General features: G+C 59.9%; 11 protein-coding genes. 6 read left to right on the top strand and 5 right to left on the bottom strand.

Annotated features, from left to right (window positions below):
• Positions 1-27 precede the first annotated feature (27 nt).
• The 3 genes from ACWKV4_RS16080 to ACWKV4_RS16090 all read left to right on the top strand — a co-directional run bounded on the left by ACWKV4_RS16080 (position 28) and on the right by ACWKV4_RS16090 (position 2,319).
• The gene (locus ACWKV4_RS16080) at positions 28-498 is read left to right on the top strand and encodes a prepilin peptidase (protein ID WP_483833092.1); all 471 of its coding nucleotides are present in this window, start codon (positions 28-30) and stop codon (positions 496-498) included.
• Positions 499-599: 101 nt separating this feature from the next.
• The gene (locus ACWKV4_RS16085; protein WP_483833093.1) at positions 600-893 is read left to right on the top strand and encodes a hypothetical protein; all 294 of its coding nucleotides are present in this window, start codon (positions 600-602) and stop codon (positions 891-893) included.
• Between the two features lie 76 nt (positions 894-969).
• A complete protein-coding gene (locus ACWKV4_RS16090; protein ID WP_483833094.1) occupies positions 970-2,319 on the top strand; it encodes an MATE family efflux transporter in 1,350 nt (449 codons plus the stop codon).
• On the opposite strand, the gene speA is transcribed toward ACWKV4_RS16090, so the two are convergent.
• The 4 genes from speA to ACWKV4_RS16110 form a co-directional block, all read right to left on the bottom strand.
• Positions 2,304-4,217 (bottom strand): arginine decarboxylase, encoded by a 1,914-nt coding sequence (gene speA, locus ACWKV4_RS16095; RefSeq protein WP_483833095.1) that lies wholly within the window; start codon positions 4,215-4,217, stop codon positions 2,304-2,306. The genes ACWKV4_RS16090 and speA overlap by 16 nt on opposite strands.
• Before the next feature lie 146 nt (positions 4,218-4,363).
• Positions 4,364-4,735, bottom strand: coding sequence for a translation initiation factor Sui1 (locus ACWKV4_RS16100; protein ID WP_483833096.1), 372 nt, complete (start codon positions 4,733-4,735; stop codon positions 4,364-4,366).
• Between the two features lie 106 nt (positions 4,736-4,841).
• Complete coding sequence (locus tag ACWKV4_RS16105; RefSeq protein ID WP_483833097.1) at positions 4,842-5,408, bottom strand: NUDIX hydrolase; 567 nt, start codon at positions 5,406-5,408, stop codon at positions 4,842-4,844.
• A complete protein-coding gene (locus ACWKV4_RS16110) occupies positions 5,405-6,484 on the bottom strand; it encodes a DUF2333 family protein (protein ID WP_483833098.1) in 1,080 nt (359 codons plus the stop codon). The genes ACWKV4_RS16105 and ACWKV4_RS16110 overlap by 4 nt, the downstream gene beginning before the upstream one ends.
• A 340-nt stretch (positions 6,485-6,824) precedes the next feature.
• On the opposite strand from ACWKV4_RS16110, the gene dsbD reads away from it, so the two are divergent.
• From dsbD to accC, 3 genes are all read left to right on the top strand, one after another.
• Complete coding sequence (dsbD, locus tag ACWKV4_RS16115) at positions 6,825-8,588, top strand: protein-disulfide reductase DsbD (RefSeq protein WP_483833157.1); 1,764 nt, start codon at positions 6,825-6,827, stop codon at positions 8,586-8,588.
• Positions 8,589-9,037: 449 nt separating this feature from the next.
• A complete protein-coding gene (accB, locus tag ACWKV4_RS16120; RefSeq protein WP_483833099.1) occupies positions 9,038-9,490 on the top strand; it encodes an acetyl-CoA carboxylase biotin carboxyl carrier protein in 453 nt (150 codons plus the stop codon).
• Positions 9,491-9,507: 17 nt separating this feature from the next.
• Positions 9,508-10,860, top strand: a complete 1,353-nt coding sequence (accC, locus tag ACWKV4_RS16125; RefSeq protein WP_483833100.1) for an acetyl-CoA carboxylase biotin carboxylase subunit — start codon at positions 9,508-9,510, stop codon at positions 10,858-10,860.
• Positions 10,861-10,907: 47 nt separating this feature from the next.
• On the opposite strand, the gene ACWKV4_RS16130 is transcribed toward accC, so the two are convergent.
• Positions 10,908-14,870, bottom strand: coding sequence for a dermonecrotic toxin domain-containing protein (locus tag ACWKV4_RS16130; protein WP_483833101.1), 3,963 nt, complete (start codon positions 14,868-14,870; stop codon positions 10,908-10,910).
• Positions 14,871-15,010 lie beyond the last annotated feature (140 nt).

Below are 15,010 nucleotides of genomic sequence, written 5' to 3' on the forward strand. Positions count from 1 at the left end.
AGTAGCGCTAAAAAGGAAGCTCTAGCGATGCATGGCCTTGTATTGTTGATCTGGTTTGCCTGCTGTGCCGAACAACACCTGCGCCAGCGACACATCGCTGACGCGCTTACCCTGGGTGGTGGCTGCTTTGCCTTGTGGTACCTGTTCACCACCGGGCACACCTGGTTAGGCGCACCCGCTAGTGAAGGCGCCCTCGCCCTGGCGCTAAGCATGGCAATTACCCTCCCGGCCTACTGGCTGGGCAGGCTTACCGAAACCGAAGTAAAGCTGCTTGGCACCCTGGCCTTGGCCACTGATCCCCTGCACTGGCTAGGTACCTCCATAACTGCTCTGGTGGTAGCCCTGGCGTGGCTGATGATGGGTCAACGGGTATGGCGCCAACTCAACCGTAAACACCGTGAACGCCTGGCCAACCTGGCACCCGACCCAGCCATCGCCCCTCCCCTGGCGCCTTTTCTGTTAATGGGTTTTATGGCGGCGCTCACCTGGGTGCGCTGATTCACCTGGCCGAGAGGAAAACCAAGCGGTACGGGAACCACTACCGGCCTTGAGTGACCAATGCCACGAACCCGGCGCACGCCGGCCACTGGAATCACACCATGCAGGTAGACGGTTTTTTCGAATGGCTTGGCCAGGCGATCGGCGCGGTCATCCGCTTTATTGTGGACGGCTTGAGCGGCATCTTTGGTGCCCTGACCCATGCGGGCGGTAATTTTATCGAAGGGCTCTCCCGTACCTTAGGGATGGATACCTCCCTGATCAGCATCATTGCGCTGGTGATCGGCCTGGCCCTGCTTTATGCGGCAGTCCGTGCCTTTATGCGGGCAAGTATTGTACTGGGCATCATCTGGACCTTGCTGGGCCTCTGGCTGCTTAGCTGGATCATGCACTGACCCTGACCCTGACCCTGACCTGAGCTTTGAGCTAGGGTGGCGCCCTTTCCCACTCGTGCGCCACGCCGGCTTTTCCATGACCTCACTTCTACAAGACTGGCAGCATCGGCCGACCCACCGCCGGGTCTGGGCCCTGGCCGCTCCCATGATTCTGTCCAATCTCTCGGTGCCCTTGGTGGCGCTGGTAGACAGCGCCGTCATCGGTCATTTGCCTCACGCGCACCAGCTGGGCGCGGTGGCCGTCGGCGCCAGCTTGTTCAGCCTGCTTGCCTGGGCGCTGGGCTTTCTGCGCATGGGCGCCACGGGTTTCGCCGCGCAAGCCGTGGGCCGCGGGGACGGAGACGGATTACGCCAGGTACTGGCCCAGGGGCTGCTACTGGCGGCAGGCTTCTCGCTCCTGCTGGGTGTGCTCGCCTTGCCCCTGAGCCGTTTGGCCCTGCACTGGATGCAACCTTCGGCCGCCTTGGCGGACAGCACCTTGGCGTTCTTTCACATCAGGCTGCTGGCGCTACCTGCTACCCTCGGCGGTTTCGCCCTGGTGGGTTGGTTTCTAGGTACACAAAACGCCCGCGCGCCCCTTGCCATGTTGCTGGTTACCAATGCGCTGAACATTGCCCTGAACCTGACGCTGGTGCTAGGCCTGGGTTGGGGCGTAAAAGGTTCGGCCTGGGCGTCAGTAATGGCGGAGTGGTGTGGCTTGGCCTTGGGGCTCGTGATGGTAGGCCCTGCGCTTAAAGCCCATACAGGGCAAATACCCTGGCAGCGTTTACGCACATGGGCCAATTGGGCACCACTGCTGACGGTCAACCGAGATATTTTTATCCGTAGCCTAGCGTTACAGGCCGTGTTCTTTCTTATTACGGTGCAAGGGGCACGGCTGGGCGATGCCACCGTGGCCGCCAACGCGCTGCTACTCAATGGGCTACTGCTGACCGCCCATGCCTTGGATGGCCTGGCCCATGCCGTAGAGGCTCTATGCGGCCACGATATCGGCGCCAGGGACCGGCTTGCGCTGCGCCGCTCCATGGTTGTCGCCGCGGGCTGGTCGTTGCTGGCCAGCCTGGGTTTCGTGGTGTTCTTTGGCACCTTTGGCCAGATGTTCATCCGGCTACAAACGGATATTCCCAGCGTGCACGACACCGCCGCGCGCTTTTTGCCTTATTTAGCGATACTGCCGCTGGTGGCAGTGGGAAGCTACTTATTGGACGGGCTGTTTATCGGCGCTACCCGGGCCCGAGAGATGCGCAATGGCATGCTGGCCAGCCTGGCGCTGGCGGCACCCGTGGCTTGGTTGACCCAGAGCTGGGGCAACCCAGGCCTCTGGCTAAGTTTCCTATGGTTCATGGCGGCCAGGGCAATCACGCTAGGCGCCATTGCCCTTTATCTGGCCCACCAAGACCGCTGGCTGCCTCAGGAAGACAGGTAGGACGAGCGGGTCAAGCCCAGGCGCAGCGCATCCAGGAAGGTGGTACGTTCACGCACGCTGATCTTGGCGCTGGCCACCTTGTCACGGTAGTGGGTCATCAGCTCTTCAGGCGACAGATGCACATAGCGCAGCATGTCCTCGATGGTGTCGTGGGTTTCGATACCCGCGTGGTACACGCTGCCGTTGGCGGTTTGGTAGATGTTCACCGAGTCGGTATCACCGAACAGGTTGTGCATGTCCCCAAGGATTTCTTGGTAGGCACCTACCAGGAACACACCCAGCATGTAGTCTTCATCCTTGTTGACCGGGTGCACCGGCAAGCTGGTCTCGATACTCTGCTCGTCCACGTACTGCTTGATCTTGCCATCGGAGTCGCAGGTAAGGTCTTGCAGTACAGCACGACGCACCGGCTCTTCATCCAAACGATGCAATGGCAAGATTGGCAGCACCTGGCCAATGGCCCAAGTATCAGGCAGGCTCTGGAAAACCGAGAAGTTGCAAATGTACTTGTCGGCCAGCTTGTCATTGAGTTCATCAAGGATTGCCCGGTGGCTACGCTGACGCGCCTTAAGCAGGTTGTGCAGCTTGCGGCATACGGCAAAGTAGCATTGCTCGGCCAAGGCCTTCTGGGCCAGGGTCACCTTGCCATCGGCGTACTGGGCAGCGATATCACCGATATAGTGCGTGGCGCGCCAGTAGATCTCGGTGACCATTTCCGGGTCCGTTGGGCCCAACAGGTCGGCCAGCCACTGAACGGTTTCCGGCAGGCTGTCGTAATCCGGCAGCTCTGGGGTTGCGTCGTTATGGCGCTCCACGTCGGTGACCTGCATCACTAGCATGGCGTGGTGCGCGGTCAGGGAGCGACCGCTTTCCGAGAAGATATGCGGGTGCGGCAGCGCCTGCTCGTTGCAAAACTCTTTGAGCATGCCCACCACCACACCGGCGTAATCGTCCATGTCGTAGTTGATGGAACTGGCATTGCGCGAATGGGTGCCGTCGTAGTCCACGCCAAGGCCGCCGCCTACATCAATGTGGTCCACCGGCAGGCCCAGGTTGCGTAGCTCGCCGTAATAGCGGATGGCTTCCTTGAAGCCGTGCTGGTAGTCAGCCAGGTTGGCGATCTGCGAGCCCATATGGAAGTGCAGCAGGCGAATGCCCTGCTCCAGCCCAGCCTCGCGGAAGCGCTCTACAACGGAGATCAACTGCGCCGCGGACAAACCGAATTTGGATTTCTCACCACCGGTGTCGGCCCACTTACTGGAAGCCAAGGAAGACAAGCGTACACGCAGGCCGATCTGTGGCTTGACCTTGATTTCGGCCGCCTCCTCGATCACAAGCTGAACCTCGGATTCCTTCTCGATCACGATAAACACGTTGTGGCCCAGCTTCTGCCCGATCAGAGCCAAGCGGATGAATTCCCGGTCCTTGTAGCCGTTGCAGACGATGGTGCCACCCTTGGGGGCCAGGGCCAGCACGGCCATCAGCTCAGGCTTTGAGCCCGCCTCCAGCCCAATGGACACATCCTGGGTAGCAATGATGTTCTCCACCACTGCTTCCTGCTGGTTGACCTTGATCGGGTAGAGCGCGGTGTAGCTGCTCTGGTATTCAAGGCGCGCGATATTGGCATCGAAGGCACCGGTCAGTTGGCGTACGCGGTGCTGGAGAATATCCGGAAAGCGTACCAGCAGCGGCAACGACAGCCCGCTCTTGCGCAGTTGCTGTACTTGCTCGAACAGGTCGATGGCCGGGCTGTCCGGCCCGTTGGGTCGTACTTCCACGCGCCCTTGTTCATTGATGGCGAAGTAGCCAGCGCCCCAATGCCTGATCCCGTAAACGCTACGGCTGTCCGCAACGGTCCATTGGCTGCCATCGTCTTTGCGAGTGCGTCTTACGGACATCGAGGTCCCCTGTGATAGATCCAGGCCGGCAGGTGAAGGGTGCCGGCAGGTGGGAAGAAAGTGATAGCGGTGCCTGCGGGATAGACCCCAGACAAGGCGCCGAGTTTAGGCTTTATACAAGCCCTCTGGTGCAGGGCGTGGCCGGGCTAGCCGCCAGACTTCTTCGCCTTGTGGCCCAGGCGGGTCAGTTCGGCCAACAGCAGCTCTACGTGGTCACCCTGAATCTCGATGACCCCATCCTTGACCGCGCCTCCCGTACCACAGCGCCGTTTGAGGTCGGTCGCCAAGGCCTTGAGCGCCTCCAAAGTCAATGGAACCCCCGTGACCGTGGTTACGGTCTTGCCACCACGGCCTTTGCTCTCGCGACGCACCCGAGCGATACCATCTCCTTGAGGCAGAGCGGCTTGAGCACACACGCACTCGCCAACCGGCTTGCCGCAATCGGGGCAATGCCGACCACTGTCGGTGGAGTACACCAAGCCACCCAAGGAGGCGAAGGAGGAGGCTTTTTTGGCCATCGGCAATCCTCGGCACGGGATTGAAAAGGTCGCGCAGTTTAACGGCAAAAGTGCCCTGTGCTAAGGGCCAGGACTGGGCAATTTATAAAATTCATGCGGCCTTGACCTAGGCGCTTGCCTCGCCAGGCAGCATGTGAGGGAAATAACGCCGCAAGGCCTCGATAGAGTCGGGGCACCAGGGCTCATTTCTTATACGGGCAATCAATGCCTGTGGGTGAACAAAGCACACTTGGCTGATTTCCTCCGGCTGCGGTTTCAAGGGCCCGTCCCATACGGCGGAAAACACCGCGCACCACAGCCGGTTTCCTGGGGCCTCGAAGAAGAACCGGCCATGTTCGCGCAAGGGTACACCCGTTACGCCCAGCTCTTCGCCCAGTTCCCGTTCGGCTGACAACGTATAGGTTTCATGGGCCTGGACCATACCCCCAGCTGCCGCGTCCCAGTAGCCTGGGTATACCGCCTTGCTGAGGGTACGCTGCTGCGCGCACAGGCGGCCTTGGCTATCGAACAGCACGATGAACGTGCCTCGGCCGATAAGCCCACGCTCGCGTAATTGAGCGCGGGGTAGCTCGCCCAGCAAGCGGTCCTGCTCATCAACCCAAGCGATCAGCTCCTGGTCCGAGGCCTCGCGATGCGCAGCCTCCTGAGCCCCGATCAAGCCACCTGTACTCATCCTTGGGACAGTAACTGACGCAGGTCCAGCACAGCGGCGTTGGCGCGGGAGATGTAATTGGCCATGACCAACGAATGGTTGGCGAAGATCCCGAAGCCACTACCGTTGAGCACGACTGGGCTCCACAACGGCTCCTGAGAGGCCTCAAGCTCACGAATGATCTGGCGCACGCTTACGGTAGCGTTTTTCTTCGCCAGCACGTCGGCGAAGTCCACTTCGATGGCGCGCAGCAGATGCGACAGGGCCCAGGCTTCACCGCGAGCTTCATAGAATACGTTATCGATTTGCATCCATGGGGTTTCCACGAACTGCTCTTCAAGTTGCGGCGCGGTGCCCGGGGCTAGGGTTTCTACCTTTACCTTGGTATCGAGTTTTACCCGGCCAACGCTTGCAGACAACCGCTGAGACAATGAGCCCAGGCGGGTAGAAACATCCCCCAACCAGTTGTTCAGGTTATCGGCGCGGGCATAGAAGAACGCGTTAGGGCTAGGGTCGGTCAGCCGACGCTGGAAGTTATTCAAGGACTTGAGCCCTTCCTGGAACTCCGACTCGCTCGAAGGCAGCACCCAGCTCTTATTGTCGAAGTTAAAGCGCGGTTCGGCCTTGGCCAGGTCTCCGTCTTCAGTGGACTGGGATTGGGAGCGGGCAAAATCCTTACGCAGCGCGCGGCTCAGGTCACGCACCTGCACCAATACGCCGTATTCCCAACTGGGCATGTTATCCAGCCATACGCCCGGTGGCAGGCGGTCGTTTGAAAGGTAACCACCCGGCTTGTTCATCAAGGTGCTGGCGACCTGCTTCAAGGTTTCGACCGTGGTAAAACCTACGACCATCTGGCGATTCTCGCGCTGAATCGCACTTTGAGCCGTTTGCTGGACCGAAAACAGGTCCGGTTCGCGGCTCCAGTAAATCCCTAGCACCAGCACCACCAGCAAATAGAGGCCTAGCACGGTCAACAGCGCGCGGCTAAGGAACAGGCTTTTCCAATAGCCTCGCGAGGACGGCTCGGCTCGGGTACCTGCAGAGGCCCCTGGAGGCGATTCGGGGGTGTCTGTACGTTTCTTCCAGTCGAGCATTGGGTGGTCCTTTCGTACTTGCAGGTGATCGGTTCGACCGCGTCGGCACGTCATGGTGCCAAGCGCGAGCTACCACCGGCTGGCAAGGCGGTGGGGGCACACCCTGCACTATAAGATAAGGCCGGTAGTAGAGAATACCCATCCTCAGACGGGGGAGCCTAACCTTAAGTACCCTTGCTCAAGCGTGGCTCGAGCAATCCCGCGGCCCCTTGACCTTCGTCAGGGCAATCAGCGGCTGGAGGGCAACCCGGCTGGATTTTTCTGATTTAGTGACAATGACGGTTCGGTACCAGAGGCTGGCTTGGTTATGATGCTTGTCTCCCACCCGACCGAGCCGCCCATGATCCGCCTGTTGTTCGCGTTACTGCTGCTGATTGCCCTGCCAACCCATGCCGACTTGCTAGGCCAACGCCCCAGCGCCGTGTTGGGCGGATCGTCAGTGGGCGGTGAAGGGTTCCTGCCTGTTCGCGAGGCGTTCCAGCTGAGCCAGGTAGACGCTGCGCAGGGCACCATTGGCGTGCGGTTCGTGGCCGCTGAAGGCTACTACCTCTACCGGCATCGGTTGCAGTTCAAAACCGACCCTGGCGACATCACACTGGGCCCGCCGCAGTTGCCCGAAGGCCAACACAAACACGATGAGTACTTCGGTGATGTAGAGGTGTATCACAATGTAGTGGATGTGGCGCTTCCTCGCCCCGCTTCGGCCAACCAAGCCTTTACCTTGGTGGTCACCTATCAGGGCTGCGCCGACAAAGGCTTATGCTACCCTCCTGAAACCCAGCGCCTGAGCATACCGGCCATCGCTGGCGCCCCGGCCACGCTACCGGCCAGCACAACGGCGCCCGAGGGCTGGTCGTGGCGTGAATTGGCGTTGTTTTTCCTCGCCGGCCTTGGCCTGACCTTCACCCCCTGCGTGCTGCCAATGCTGCCTATCCTGTCGGGTGTAGTTCTGCGCGGCCAGGTCGGTGGGCTTAGGGGCCTGAGCCTGTCACTGGCTTATGCCCTTCCAATGGCCGCCTGCTTCGCAGTGCTGGGCGCCTTGATGGGCGTGTTCGGCGCCAGCCTCAACCTACAGGCGCGTTTGCAATCGGCCTGGGTACTGGTGCCCTTCTCGCTGTTCTTTGGGCTATTCGCGCTGGCCATGTTCGGTGCGTTCGAACTCAAGCTGCCGCGTCGGTTGAACGACTGGCTCGATAGCGTGGCCGGGCGTACCCAAGGGGGTTCGCTGCTAGGCGCCGCTGCCTTGGGGGTATTGTCTAGCCTGCTGGTCTCGCCTTGTGTGTCCGCACCCTTGGCCGGCGCGCTGCTTTATATCAGCGCCAGCGGCGATGCCCTGGGCGGCGGCCTCAAACTTCTAGCCCTTGGCTTGGGCATGGGCGCGCCTCTGGTGCTGATCGGCGCGGGAGGCGCGGCCTGGCTACCCAAGAGTGGCCCTTGGCTGGTAACGGTCAAGAACGCCATCGGGGTATTGCTGCTAGGGCTGGCTATTGGATTGCTGAGCCGAGTGTTGCCGGGGCCTGTCACCCTTATCCTTATTGGGCTGTTGGCCGTGGGCGTTGGGCTATTCCTCGGTGCCTTGGACCTTTCATCCACCAAGGTGACAGGCGCGCGCTTACGGCAATCGCTGGGTTTGCTCTGTTTCTGCTACGGCCTGGCCTGTTGGGCAGGTGCCTTTAGCGGCAATGGCAACCCCTTGCAACCTGTCACCCTAGCTGCCGGCCCCAGCCAAGCAGCAACCCCCTCCACCCCCAGCGAGTGGCAGACCATCAGTCAGGTCCCTGAGCTACGGCAAGCCTTGGCGGCGGCAGCTGCGGCCGGCAGCCCGGTGATAGTGGACTGGTATGCCGACTGGTGCATCAGTTGCAAAGTGATCGAACGCGAAGTACTGAACCAGCCCGGGGTACAGGCCAAGCTGGCCAATCACCGTAAGCTTCGATTCGATATCACCGCCAGCACCGAAGCCCAGCGCGCTTTGCTCGATCAATACGGGCTGTTCGGCCCGCCCATCCTTCAGTTCTTCAAGGCCGATGGCAGCGAAGTGCTGAACGCCCGCGTGGTAGGGGAAGTAGACCTGAAAGGCTTTTTGGCCAAAGTACCTGAATAAGGCTTTTTGCCCAAAGCCTTGGCACATGACCGGCTGCAAACTGCTGGTCAAATAAATGCCGGGATTCTCGGCAAACGTGCCGACAGCGTCGGCAAACTGGACATACCGCCTACATTTGGGCATAGTCGGCCCCGCACCCGCCTACAAGAAGCATTAAAAGGGTCCACCGATGCCGATTTTGCTGAGAACCTCTGTGATGTATCACCCATTGCTCTCGCTGTCCTTGCGTTTTTACGTGACGCGGCGCGCCTGGTGAGCATCCCACACCCTGACGCGCTATCTAGCGGCGCGCGCTCAAGGACATACGTATCAGCCCTGGCGGGTACCACACCTGCCAGTGCGCTCGCGGCCAACAGTGCCGATGTCGACCGACCGGGCTGCCAGGCCATTCAGGGTTACCTGAACCCTTTTGCCTTTAAAACCCCTGACCCATGCGGGAGTTGAAGTTCATGGATATTCGTAAAGTCAAAAAACTGATCGAGCTGCTGGAAGAATCCGGCATCGACGAGCTGGAAATCAAAGAAGGCGAAGAATCCGTACGGATCAGCCGCCATAGCAAAGCCCCGGCTCAGCAGTTCTACGCCGCGCCGCCGATGGCCCAAGCGCCCGCGCCGGCTGCCGCTGCCGCGCCTGCCGCCGAGGCCGCGCCTGCCGTAGCCAAGCTCAACGGTAGCGTGGCTCGCTCGCCAATGGTCGGTACTTTCTACCGCAAGCCATCGCCGGCCTCGCCAAACTTCGCCGAAGTGGGGCAAACCGTGAAGAAAGGCGACACCTTGTGCATTGTCGAAGCCATGAAAATGATGAACCACATCGAAGCGGAAGTCAGTGGCGTCATTGAGTCCATCCTGGTGGAAGACGGGCAGCCGGTTGAATTCGACCAACCGCTGTTCACCATCGTTTGAACCGCGGAGAGCCTGCGATGTTGGAAAAAGTTCTGATCGCCAACCGCGGCGAGATAGCCCTTCGTATCTTGCGCGCCTGCAAGGAACTGGGCATCAAAACCGTCGCGGTGTACTCCACCGCCGACCGTGAGCTGATGCACCTGGGCTTGGCTGACGAATCCGTATGCATCGGCCCGGGCCCAGCGACCAAATCCTACCTGCATATTCCGGCGATCATCGCCGCCGCCGAAGTGACCGGCGCGACCGCCATTCACCCAGGCTATGGCTTTTTGGCTGAAAACGCCGACTTCGCCGAACAGGTAGAAAAGTCCGGCTTCGCCTTCATTGGCCCCAAGGCCGATACCATCCGACTGATGGGCGACAAGGTATCGGCCAAAGACGCCATGAAGCGCGCGGGCGTTCCTACCGTGCCGGGCTCAGATGGCCCCTTGCCTGAAGACGAAGAAGAAGCACTGCGCATTGGCCGTGAAGTCGGCTATCCGGTGATCATCAAGGCTGCCGGTGGCGGTGGTGGCCGCGGCATGCGTGTGGTGCACAAGGAAGAAGACCTGATCGCTTCGGCCAAGCTTACGCGCAACGAGGCTGGCACAGCGTTTGGCAACCCCATGGTCTACCTGGAAAAATTCCTGACCAATCCACGTCACGTGGAAGTGCAGGTATTGTCCGATGGTCAAGGCCAGGCCGTACACTTGGGCGATCGCGACTGCTCACTGCAACGTCGCCACCAGAAGGTCTTGGAAGAAGCGCCAGCACCGGGTATCGACGAAGCGGCCCGCGAGGAAGTACTGGCTCGCTGCGTAAAAGCCTGTATTGAGATTGGCTATCGCGGGGCGGGTACCTTCGAGTTCCTGTACGAAGACGGGCGTTTCTACTTTATCGAAATGAATACCCGGGTACAGGTAGAGCATCCGGTGTCCGAGATGGTCACTGGCATCGACATCGTCAAGGAAATGCTCAGCATTGCCGCTGGCAACAAGCTGTCGTTCACCCAGGACGACGTGGTGATTCGCGGCCATTCCCTGGAATGCCGAATCAACGCCGAAGATCCGCGTACCTTCATTCCTAGCCCTGGCACGGTCAAGCACTTCCATGCCCCGGGCGGGAACGGCGTACGGGTGGATTCGCACCTGTACAGCGGCTATGCCGTACCACCGAACTACGATTCATTGATCGGCAAGCTGATTACCTACGGGAAGGACCGGGACGAAGCCATGGCTCGCATGCGCAATGCCCTGGATGAAATCGTGGTAGACGGCATCAAGACCAACATTCCGTTACACCGGGACCTCACTCGGGACCCAGGCTTCTGTAAAGGTGGGGTTAACATCCACTACCTGGAACACAAGCTGGCCGAAGAAAAAGCCCGATAATACCGCCCGCCGCATGCCAGGTTACCCCGGCATGCGGCGTTAGCGCTTCAGTCGTCTACCGCGTGTATGGGAATGGCTGCCAGCTCACGCCCCTTCTCGGTATCCACGCCACGCCATTCGTTCCAATACATCTGGTCACCCTGTTGAGTCCAGCGCCGCTCTCTTAAGCGATTCCAGAACCGTTTCGAGCGGGTACGCAACTGCTCGTCACCGAGCGCTGGATACTCTCTATATCGGTCATAGAAGGTTTTGCGTCCGGTGATGGAGAAGCGCCACATCAGGCTCGCCCCTGTTTTCACGTCCAGTAGTTTGCCCCAAGACCCGCCTAGGCCATCTCTTGCCAAGGAAACCTCCAAGCGTGGTAGCACAGCGTGTAAGCCAAGCGCATGCTTCACTTGTTTGAGAATATCCCCCGGCAACACAAGCCAGTCACCGCCATGCAACGTGGCCTGGATGGGCTTGGCGGGTTCTACCGGCCCCAATGCCTTGAGCACGTTACCGATTGCGTCAGTGATAGGGGCTTCGATGCCATGGTCGATATTGAGCACAGCGCCTTTACCCGTGGCAGGGTTATATAAGGTGGTCACCACAGAATCCTGGGTTTCGATACCAATCAGGTAGTTGTCAGCCTTGGCTGGGTGATAGGCGCTGATTACCCCCTCCCCGGGCAAGGCAACGCGGTTGGGCTTCAAGGTGACGCCGCTGGGGAACACGTCGGCAATGTCATCCAGTGCGCCCAGATAAATGGGCGCCCGGCCTCCGCGCAGGCCAGTGGCGGGGTTGAATGTCCAATGGCCCTCAGGGGCGCGATACACCGGCATTTTGTAGTTGGCCATGGGGTGGCGGGCATCGACGAGCCGCAGTGTACCGGCCGCTTCATCGACCTGCACCTCGAAGTACCGGTCATCCTGCTTGATGAAGTACCTGTCCTGGGGCCTGCTGACATTGGCTCGCTGTCGATAAAGGCCCGCGGTAAGGCCAAGTTCGGTGACAGGCTCAAGCCCTACAGGGGCGTGCTTGAGCGCCTGGCGCACATCAAGCGAGTCAATGCCGCCGCGTAGTCCGCGGCCAGGGCCGATCGGCTGTCGGTGAGCGGCGCCCCGGTAAAGGCCCGGCGCGGAACGCACAGACGCTTTCGCCGTGCTCGTTATTTTATTGAAATGGTGGAAGCCTATCGGTATCGCCAAGAATAACGCAGAGACAAGCGCCCCGCCAAAAAAGCCGGCCGCCCCTGCTTCGTCACCCTCCTGATAAGCGCTGTACCCCCGGCTGATGTCAACGCCAAGCACGATAAGGTCAAGCACAAAGCCTACGGGAGGAAACGCCACGCCAATCAAAAGGGTAGCGAAGCTCACTCCCGTGGTTACCGCATCGATAATCACCTCGCGACGGCTTTTGGTCAGGCGGTCGACATTGGCCAGCATGTCTTCGAGCGCTACCCTGTACTCCGCCCGCAGGTCGGTAACAGGTTCGCCAGAGCCTGCCCCATCGCCTTTCGCACGGCCCAGGCCGATTGCCGTCAGGCGCGCGGCCACCCCGTCAGAAGCGGCTAGGCGTGCGCGCTGTTGATAATACAGCTGCATGTCCACGCTCAAACCCTGGACGAAGGCGTGTTCATAGGGTCTGAACACATAGCCGTCTGGTGCCTGAGGGGTGTAGAGCAGCGCCTGCTTGAACCCCTGGTCTGGCAGCCGTACTACATAGATGCCGCCCAAAGATTGGCCATTGACGGTAGCCCGATAGAACACGGCGATGCTTGCATCACGGGCCTCCAAGCGTTCGATGGCAGCAGTGATGACGCGCTGTTGTGACTCGCTCAGCTGCTTTTTGAGGTAGCCCGCATAGGTATCGCGGCGTAACGTTAGAGCAGTAAGTTGGGCAAACCATTGCTCTCGCCACGGGGCACCCGCGCCCAGGTACTCCGCCCGTACCATCCGCTCGTATTTCTCACCCAGGTAAGCGCTTCGTATGTAGCGCGCCAAGTCAGCGGCGCGAGCGCCCTTGAGGTCCTGCTGCACGGTCGAATACACCGGCATCAATGGGTTGTCCAGGCCGCCATTATCCTTATAGCCGGTAACCGCCAACTCAAGCAGCGTCACTGTTTGCTCAATTGGCTGGGTTATGGAAAACGAGGCATCGGTGAATTTGAAAATAACAGTTTCTGGGTCCACCGGGCCTTCTATGCCCTTCTCCACGAAGTAGGCTGCCGTATCTGCCTGAACCTTGCGTTTGGCGAATTCAAAAAAGGGTTCGGGGTTCAGCGCGGTTTGATCCGCACGGCGCTGTAGCAAATTGAGCCGCTCATTTATCGAGTTCAACGCCGCGCGCTGCTCAAGAGGGACTCTGATATACCAACGAGGGGCAATCGCTCGATCCACCAGTTCCCGGTGAGTCGCGTGCTGAAATGCCACCAAGCCGAACAGCGCTTCGCTGTATCGAATCGGCTTATCGCGAAAGTCCAGCGAAGCCGGCCACTGCGCCGGCTTGAGGAACATGTCTTCAAGGTAGCGCTCAGCGCGTTCGCGTCGCGTGCTGGGCAGGCAACCTAGCAAGTACGAACGCCCTTGCTTGCTGGCAACCCAACCGCCTATTTCCTGGGTGACCGCCCGCAGGCTAGGCAACTCTACCCACTCTTGGCCATCGTATTTGCCTGGCGCATAAAGAATAAAAGGCCGGAGTGCACTCGGGTTAGGGTTGACGAACAACAGCAGTGCCAAGCCACCTATTCCAGGTAGGGCGAGCCCTGTCAAGGAGGGTTGATCCGGCCCCGGCCTTGGTGATTCTCGAGCCTGGCGTACAGCCTTGTAACTATCACCGCTCATATGCCCCTGTAGCTGCGCCACGAATGCACTGCGTAACAGCTGTGTATCTAACGTATCGTAACTAAGCGCAAGCGTGTCCGCGCGCTGGTAGAACGGGTTGATCCTGTTCAAGTAGAACACTCGGGCATCGAACCACTTCAGCAGGCCAAGCCAATCGATGGCGTCAGGAGCCAATTCTTCAGGCGCTGCTACTATCCAGCGTTGTACGTCCCCTTCCGGCACATAGGGCCCTCTGGATAGCAACTTCGGTAACGTCTCGACAAAGCTATCCTCACCCTCCGCGCCTTTATAGGTAGTGGCAACTGTCACCTGAGTAGGGTCGATGGATAATCCGGTCTGTTGCCGAACATACTCAGCCAGTTGTAACTCAACGAAATATTCGAAGTCATTAAGCCCCTCGCTGGCCCGGGCAAGTGCTGCTTCCATGCCCTGCAACTGCTCATCAAGCGCTGCTAACACATGCTTGTCTTCAGCGGAGGCCAGGCGCAGCCAGTACGGCCTGCGATTTGAAGCACCCTGGCCAGGGCCCGTGTGCTGGTCGGCCCGTAACAGGTTATCCAGCGTAAGCGGATCTAATAGCCACTCGTGGGCGGCAGCCAAAGCGGCCAGGGCCTTGTGAGGCGTGATGGGTGCCAGGGGCGCCAGGGCCGCGTCCAGGCTTGGCGCCCAGCGCTCATACAACGCCTTTAGCCGCGCAAGCAACTGCTCGGCCTCTTTAGCCCGCGTTGTTGGCTCGGCCGTATTTGTCGGCGTAGCGGGCTCGCCGACCAAGGGTGCCAGCAAATGGTCGCGCACAGTGCGCTTATAGGTGTCTAATAAATCGCTATGCAGCGTTTCGATCACGTCCACTAGCACACGGGTTCGCTCTTGGCTGATGGAAGGCCGGGTAGCGCCCTTGATTACGCTACCCTCCTTCACTAGCGTAGCGGGCAATGGCTCACCGTTGAGTACGCGCCTGACCAGTGCCACACACAGCTCATCAAGCAAGCTGTCTCGAATGTGGCCGTCGGGGTAACGGGCACGTATCGCCCTGATCGCTCGCTTGCGGGTTACTTCGTAAAAGGTAGGAACGTCATCCAGACGCGCCCGCAGCACGCGCGCCCAGTAATAACGCTCATTGATCTCTGTCACCGGTTTTACCTGTTGCAGGCCTTGCGCGGCCTGCATCGTCGCTGTCAAAGGTTGCATCCCCGCACCTCCTGAGTGAAAGCCGCGATACTGAGATCCGCCCACCTTGCTCAGGTAATAGATAGGTAAGCTCAAGTCCGCCAGCCATACCCGAAGCCGAGCCGGTGCAGTACACTGGCGCGCCTGATTCGCCGCGCCCA

This window comes from Pseudomonas artemisiae, from assembly GCF_057128685.1.

Excerpts from the sequence above, each read along its gene's own strand:
- ACWKV4_RS16080 (WP_483833092.1), top strand. The coding sequence starts at position 28 with ATGCATGGCCTTGTATTGTTGATCTGGTTTGCCTGCTGTGCCGAACAA.
- speA (WP_483833095.1), bottom strand. The coding sequence starts at position 4,217 with ATGTCCGTAAGACGCACTCGCAAAGACGATGGCAGCCAATGGACCGTT.
- dsbD (WP_483833157.1), top strand. The coding sequence starts at position 6,825 with ATGATCCGCCTGTTGTTCGCGTTACTGCTGCTGATTGCCCTGCCAACC.
- accC (WP_483833100.1), top strand. The coding sequence starts at position 9,508 with ATGTTGGAAAAAGTTCTGATCGCCAACCGCGGCGAGATAGCCCTTCGT.
- accB (WP_483833099.1), top strand. The coding sequence starts at position 9,038 with ATGGATATTCGTAAAGTCAAAAAACTGATCGAGCTGCTGGAAGAATCC.
- ACWKV4_RS16110 (WP_483833098.1), bottom strand. The coding sequence starts at position 6,484 with ATGCTCGACTGGAAGAAACGTACAGACACCCCCGAATCGCCTCCAGGG.
- ACWKV4_RS16105 (WP_483833097.1), bottom strand. The coding sequence starts at position 5,408 with ATGAGTACAGGTGGCTTGATCGGGGCTCAGGAGGCTGCGCATCGCGAG.
- ACWKV4_RS16085 (WP_483833093.1), top strand. The coding sequence starts at position 600 with ATGCAGGTAGACGGTTTTTTCGAATGGCTTGGCCAGGCGATCGGCGCG.
- ACWKV4_RS16100 (WP_483833096.1), bottom strand. The coding sequence starts at position 4,735 with ATGGCCAAAAAAGCCTCCTCCTTCGCCTCCTTGGGTGGCTTGGTGTAC.
- ACWKV4_RS16130 (WP_483833101.1), bottom strand. The coding sequence starts at position 14,870 with ATGCAACCTTTGACAGCGACGATGCAGGCCGCGCAAGGCCTGCAACAG.
- ACWKV4_RS16090 (WP_483833094.1), top strand. The coding sequence starts at position 970 with ATGACCTCACTTCTACAAGACTGGCAGCATCGGCCGACCCACCGCCGG.